This window comes from Ralstonia sp. OTU4908 (assembly GCF_038440115.1).
GTDB lineage: Bacteria > Pseudomonadota > Gammaproteobacteria > Burkholderiales > Burkholderiaceae > Ralstonia > Ralstonia pickettii.
On the sequence record NZ_JASATD010000043.1, the window covers coordinates 23269 to 29847 of the forward strand.

7 protein-coding genes are annotated in these 6579 nt (G+C 63.0%); 2 read left to right on the forward strand and 5 right to left on the reverse strand.

Annotation, left to right across the window (positions count from 1 at the left end; translation table 11 throughout):
• Positions 1-55 precede the first annotated feature (55 nt).
• From AAHM38_RS22390 to AAHM38_RS22400, 3 genes are all read right to left on the reverse strand, one after another.
• Positions 56-592, reverse strand: coding sequence for a DUF3318 domain-containing protein (locus AAHM38_RS22390; RefSeq protein WP_116576842.1), 537 nt, complete (start codon positions 590-592; stop codon positions 56-58).
• Entirely contained in the window at positions 589-966 is a 378-nt protein-coding gene (locus AAHM38_RS22395) for a phage holin family protein (protein WP_027677941.1), read from the reverse strand. The genes AAHM38_RS22390 and AAHM38_RS22395 overlap by 4 nt, the downstream gene beginning before the upstream one ends.
• A gap of 138 nt (positions 967-1104) precedes the next feature.
• On the reverse strand, positions 1105-1431 hold the full coding sequence (locus tag AAHM38_RS22400; protein WP_009238780.1) for a DUF883 family protein: 327 nt from the start codon (positions 1429-1431) through the stop codon (positions 1105-1107).
• 278 nt (positions 1432-1709) lie between these two features.
• On the opposite strand from AAHM38_RS22400, the gene AAHM38_RS22405 reads away from it, so the two are divergent.
• Complete coding sequence (locus tag AAHM38_RS22405; RefSeq protein WP_004629475.1) at positions 1710-2348, forward strand: peroxiredoxin; 639 nt, start codon at positions 1710-1712, stop codon at positions 2346-2348.
• A gap of 147 nt (positions 2349-2495) precedes the next feature.
• On the opposite strand, the gene AAHM38_RS22410 is transcribed toward AAHM38_RS22405, so the two are convergent.
• Positions 2496-3878, reverse strand: coding sequence for an NCS2 family permease (locus AAHM38_RS22410; RefSeq protein WP_116576843.1), 1383 nt, complete (start codon positions 3876-3878; stop codon positions 2496-2498).
• Positions 3879-4288: 410 nt separating this feature from the next.
• A complete protein-coding gene (locus tag AAHM38_RS22415; protein WP_009238778.1) occupies positions 4289-5482 on the reverse strand; it encodes an acyl-CoA dehydrogenase in 1194 nt (397 codons plus the stop codon).
• Between the two features lie 103 nt (positions 5483-5585).
• Here AAHM38_RS22415 and AAHM38_RS22420 point away from each other — a divergent pair, with 103 nt between their 5' ends.
• Entirely contained in the window at positions 5586-6413 is an 828-nt protein-coding gene (locus tag AAHM38_RS22420; protein WP_116576844.1) for an IclR family transcriptional regulator, read from the forward strand.
• Positions 6414-6579: the final 166 nt, after the last annotated feature.

Here is a 6579-nt window from a genome sequence, read left to right on the forward strand (position 1 = left end):
GCCGCAAACGAGAAAGGCCGGATTTCTCCGGCCTTTCCGTTGTTGGGCGCTCGCCTCAGGAAGTGCTTCCCGGGATGATCTCGTTCGCATCGACACCGGGCGCCGGTGCAGGCGCGCTGACGTCATGCCCTTGGGCCTCTTGCCATTTCTTGTAGCCCCACCAGGCCGCTCCGGCCACGATTCCCACTTTGCCGAGCTTGCGCGTGATCCGACCGATGACGGTGCGGCGCAACCCCGCATACGCCAAAGACAACGCGGTGCCCACCAGTGGATATTCGCGTGCAATGCCTAGCGTCCGCATCAGGCTGTTCGGACGGGCCAAAGGCCGGATCAGGCTTGGCAGCAACGCGCCGAAGCCCCCCAGGCTGAAGGTGCGGTTGGTGGCGCGATGCACATCGTTGCGGGCCTGGGCGTAGTCGTAGCGCTCCAGGGCGGCGCGGGTCAGCAGCAATTCCTTGCGAACGCTCAGCGGGAGGCGTGTTTCCGCGCTTCGGCGTGAAGGCCGCACGTGATGACGCGCGCTCGATGCGGGTTCGTTCATGGAGGTGCCGGAGGTGCCGGCCGAGGGCGCGTGTTCGGTTGGATCAGTCATCGGCGCAGGATCTCCCGGTCTTTGTCGAGTTCGGCCAGCGTGGCCTCGAACAGTGGCGGTGCGTTGCGCAGCAGCGAGCGCACCTTCCACAGGCAGGCTGCCGCGCCCAGCGCGTAAAGCGCCGCCATCACGGCCAAAGACTGCCAGCGGTACGTATCCCAGCACAGGATCACCACCAGCGCCGTCAGCGTCATGATGGACAGGGCGATCAGGCTCACGGCCAGCATGCCTAGGAAGGCGGTGCCAAGCAGCCGTTCTTTTTCTTCAGCCAGTTCGACGCTCGCCAGTTCGAGCCGCGTCTGCAGCATCGAGACGACCGTGCCGGCCAGTTTCTTCAAGGAAGCGAACAGCTTTGGGCTGGTGTCGTCGGTCATGAGGTGAGGAGAGGGTGCAAGGCGATGGACGTCGTCCCAGACGCAGCACGCGCCATGCCCGGAACGGAGCCGCCAGAATGCAACTGGCCGATGGTGCGATCCAAAGGGCGCGCCATCGGCCAGAAAGGGTGCGGCGGGTTACTTGCGGTTGAGCAGCAGGCCAATCAGCAGCCCCACGCCGGCTGCCACGCCCACGGCTTGCCACGGGTGATCGTGAACGTAGTCGTCGGTGGCGCGGGCGGCGGCCTTGCTCTTGTGGACGACCGCGTCTTGCAGGTCCTGCGCCTTTTCCTTGGCTTGGCGGAGCATACCCATGCCGCGCTCGCGCAGTTCGGCGGCTTTTTCGCCGCTGCTGGACGCAGCTTGCTTCAGCAGGGTTTCAGCGTCGGACAGTACAGTCTTCACGTCGGTCATCAGTTTCTCCTTATTGACGGAATCGGCCAGGTTGGGGGAAGTGTTCGTCATGGTCGGGTCCTCGGTATCGGTAGTTCAATCGTCAATATGTCGGCGTGCTTATTCGCTAGCATATGTGTGGGCGCCGCGAAACTTCAAGCGCTCGCGTTGCGCATGCTGCGATGGATCAAGACCCCGGTCATTGTCCGGCAATGTGCGCATGCCTTCCACCCTGTTGTCAGCAAATGCCGCGCCTAATGACGAAAAGTGATGTTGTTGTGAATTTATAGTCGTTTTGGTTGGATGGCAATCTGGCTATAGTGGTTCCCAATCTGTGTATGGAGGACACGATGTCTTTACGTTTGGGCGATATCGCCCCTGATTTCGAGCAGGATTCAAGCGAAGGCCGCATCAAGTTTCATGAGTGGCTGGGCAACAGCTGGGGCGTGCTTTTCTCGCACCCGGCCGACTACACGCCCGTTTGCACCACCGAACTGGGCCTGACCGCCAAGCTGAAGGACGAATTTGCCAAGCGCAATGTCAAGGCGATTGCGCTCTCGGTCGATTCGGTCGAGTCCCACAAGGGCTGGATCAACGATATCAACGAGACGCAGAACACCAGCGTCAACTTCCCGATCATTGCCGATCCCGATCGCAAGGTTTCGCAGCTGTACGACATGATTCATCCGAATGCGAGCGAGACGTTCACCGTGCGTTCGTTGTTCGTGATCGATCCGAACAAGAAGATTCGCCTGACGATTACGTATCCGGCATCGACGGGGCGTAATTTCAATGAAGTGCTGCGCGTGATCGACTCGCTGCAGTTGACCGAGTACCACAGCGTGGCGACGCCCGGTAACTGGCAGGACGGCGATGACGTGGTCATCGTGCCGTCTCTGAAGGATGAGGAAGTCATCAAGCAGAAATTTCCGAAGGGCTACAAGGCGTTGCGTCCGTATCTGCGCCTGACGCCGCAGCCCAATAAGTAACCGTCTCCTTGGTAGTGTGATTGCCGCCCGGCCTTGTGCCGGGCGTTTTTTGCGTTGGAGCCGGTTCAGGATCCTAGGCAAAACAAAACCGGCCAGCCCTTTCGGGTCTGGCCGGTTTGTCTTTTTTGAAGACGGTGCCGTGTGTGATCAGATCGCCCAGCCGCCTACGTAGAACGCGACCAGTGCAGCGGCGATCGCCACGGTGCCGATGTTCAGCTTGCGCCATTCGCCGGCCACCAGGCGGCCGATGACCAATGTGCTGAAGCCCAGCATGATGCCGGTGACGATGTTGCAGGTCAGCACGATGAACACGGCGCAGACGAGGCCCGACAGTGCGTCGACCATGTCGTCCATGTGCAGCTTGCTCACGCTGGAAAGCATCAGTAGGCCGACATACATGAGCGCCGGGGCTGTTGCGTAGGACGGCACCAGACCCGCGAGCGGCGAGAAGAACATCACGGCCAGGAACATCACGCCGACCACGACAGCCGTCAGGCCCGTCTTGCCCCCTGCTGCCACGCCAACCGTCGACTCGATGTAAGCCGCCGCCGGGGCACCGCCGAAGAACGCCGAGAAGATCGAGCTGATCGAATCGGCCGTCAGAGCGCGGCCACCGTTGATGATGTGGCCCTTGTCGTTGAGCAGCCCGGCCTGGCCGGCGACCGCGCGGATCGTGCCGGTGGCATCGAACACAGCGGTCATCACCAGCGCCAGCACGCTGGGCAGCACAGCGGCCGTGAGTGCGCCGCGAATATCCATCGCGCCAATCAGCGAGGTGTGACCAGCACTGGCCAGCGAGGGCAGGGCGAACACGCCGGTGAACTTCACGGCCGGGTCAAAGATCAGGCCCAGGACCGAGATGGCGACGATCACGATGAGGATGCCGCCTGGCACGCGACGACGCTCCATGCCGAAGATGGCGGCCAGGCCCAGCACAGACATCATCACCGGGAAGGCGGTAACGTGACCCAGTGCAACGGGCAGGCCCGCACCGGCGTTCTTGACGACCAGCCCCACGTCGTTGGACGCGATCAACAGCAGGAACAGGCCAATGCCGATGCCCGTTCCGTGCGCCACGCCCGAAGGCAGGTTGCGCAGGATCCACGAGCGCACGCCCGTAGCCGAGATGGCGGTGAAGACCACACCCATCAGGAACACCGCGCCGAGCGCGATTTCCGGCGACAGCTTTTGCCCCAGCACCAGGCCGAAAGCCATGAACGCCGTCAGCGAGATTGCGCAGCCAATGGCGATCGGCAGCTTGGCCCACAGGCCCATCAGCAGCGAGCCGAAGGCGGTGGTCAGGCACACCGCGACGAACACGGCGCTGGTGTCAAAGCCGGCCTTGCCCAGCATGCCGGGCACGACAAACACGGCGTAGACCATCGCCATGAAGGTGGTGATGCCAGCCACGACCTCGCGTTTGTGCGTGCTGCCGCGTGCAGAAATCTGGAAATAGCGATCGATGGCACGCGCATCGGCGATGCCAGCGGCGCCAAGTTCCGTCGACGACGGAATGGACTGTTCAGCCATGGTGGGTTTGTCTCCTGGCAGGACTCCGCGCCGGCCGATCTTGGTCGTCCGCGTAGGGTGCCCTGTTCTGGTTTTGATATCGGTACGGGTGCCTGCGTACGCGCGCCGGCATTCTCCAGACCGTTGTCTCGCGATTGGTTTTGTCGCGTGGCGCTGCAATCTGCGTGTGGATCGCGCGCTCGTTCTATCGGTGTGAGGGACGTGCGGCCCAACAATCCGCCGACACTTGGACCGAAGCATAGACGCGCGCTACCGCCGATTCATGCGGCGTAGCGTATCCCGGTCATTTGCAAATTGGTATATCGCGAGGGGCGGAGAACAACGGTGCCCAGGACGGGCGAGAGGTGCAGCCACGGGTGTGGCGAGTGGTGCACGAGTGTGCCCCAACTCGCCGGAAAAACAAAGCGCAATCAGAAGAACGCCTGAATGCCGGTCTGTGCGCGGCCGAGGATCAGCGCGTGGATATCGTGCGTGCCCTCGTAGGTATTCACGACTTCCAGATTCACCACGTGGCGGATCACGCCAAACTCGTCCGAGATGCCATTGCCGCCGAGCATGTCGCGCGCCACGCGGGCGATGTCGAGCGACTTGCCGCACGAGTTGCGCTTCATGATCGACGTGATTTCCACCGCGGCGGTGCCTTCGTCTTTCATGCGGCCCAGGCGCAGGCAGCCTTGCAGGCCAAGCGTGATTTCGGTCTGCATGTCGGCCAGCTTTTTTTGCACGAGCTGGTTGGCGGCGAGCGGGCGGCCGAACTGCTTGCGATCCAGGACGTACTGGCGTGCGATGTGCCAGCAGGCTTCTGCAGCGCCCAGCGCACCCCACGCGATGCCGTAGCGCGCCGAGTTCAGGCACGTGAACGGACCCTTCAGGCCGCGCACGCCCGGCATCAGGTTGTCTTCCGGCACGAACACTTCGTCCAGCACGATTTCACCGGTGATGGACGTACGCAGGCCAACCTTGCCGTGGATGGCAGGCGCCGTCAGACCCTTCCATCCTTTCTCCAGGATGAAGCCGCGGATTTCGTCCTCGCCGTTGTCGTTCGGCAGCTTGGCCCACACGACAAACACATCGGCGATGGGCGAGTTGGTGATCCACATCTTGGCGCCCGACAGCGAGTAGCCGCCGTCGACTTTTTTGGCGCGCGTGATCATCGAGGCCGGGTCGGAACCGTGGTTCGGTTCGGTCAGGCCGAAGCAGCCGATCCACTCGCCGGTGGCCAGCTTGGGCAGATACTTCTGCTTTTGCGCCTCGCTGCCGAATTCGTAGATCGGCACCATCACGAGCGACGACTGCACGCTCATCATCGAGCGGTAGCCTGAATCCACCCGTTCGACTTCACGTGCGATCAGGCCGTAGCTGACGTAGTTCAGGCCCGGGCCGCCGTACTGCTCGGGAATCGTCGGGCCCAGCAGGCCCAGCTCGCCCATCTCACGAAAGATCGACGCGTCGGTCTTTTCGTGCCGGAACGACTCCAGCACGCGCGGCATCAGCTTGTCCTGGCAGTACGACGCGGCGGCGTCGCGCACCATGCGTTCGTCGTCGGTCAGTTGTTGGTCGAGCAGCAGGGGGTCGGCCCAATTGAAGGCGTTGCGAGCGGTCACGGCGGTCGTCTCCGAGTCGTTGTTGTTCCGATATACGGAACACAGTTTCGAAATTTAGGGCTATGATAGCGCAACCGCCGACGATTTCCAGGGCTTTTTTGCCATGAGTACGACCCGTCTCCCCGATCCCGAATTCGACACCGCGCCCGCCGAGTCGAGCGACCCGAATTTCGTCACGGCGCTCGCGCGCGGGCTGGAACTGCTGCGCGCATTCCGCCCTGGCGATACGTTGCTCGGCAACCAGGAATTCGTCCGGCGCACGGGCTTTCCCAAGGCCACGGTCAGCCGGTTGGCCGGCACGCTGGTGTCGCTCGGTTACCTGCGCTACGACGATGCGCTCGGCAAATACGGGCTCGACGCCGGTGTGCTCGCACTCGGGTTTGCCTACCTGGCCTCGAGCGACGTGATCCAGCTCGCGCGGCCACACATGAGCGCGTTTGCGCAGCGCTTTGGCGTGTCGATCTCGCTCGGCAAGCGCGATCGGTTGGATATGGTTTATCTGGAGACGATCCGCCACGACAGCCCGTCGATGAGCGGGTCGTCCGGGCTGGGCGTGGGCTCGCGGCTGTCGCTGCTGTCCAGTTCGATGGGCCGGGCGTATCTGGCTTCGTTGCCCGCCGCGCGGCGTGAGCGCCTGTACGAAGCACTGCGCACGCAGCAGCCGGCGCAGTGGGCGGCAGAAGGTGCCGCCGCAGACGATGCAGTGAAAGCCGGCGTACGCAATGGTTACGCCGTATCGCTGCGCGACTGGCATCCCGCCATCCACGCATGCGCAGTCGCGTTCTTCGCGCCAAGCCAGCGCGAGCCGTATGTCGTGAGTTGCAGCGCGCCGTACACGTCCGCCGATGCAGAGCGCATCCGCGACGAACTGGCCCCCGCGTTGCGGGAGTTCGCGGCACGGCTCGGCCAAGTGGTTGAGCCCGCCGTGTAGGCCGCTCTAAGATTAGTCAGAACCTGCTCTGCCGCCGGACCTTGCATCCAGACGGTGTGGCCGTACCCGGCCCTAGATGGCGCCTTGGATTTTTGTCGCGGGGAGGAAAAAGGAAGGAGCCCTGTTTGAGCGCAGCGAGTTTGGCTCCTTCCCCTCCCCGAGACAC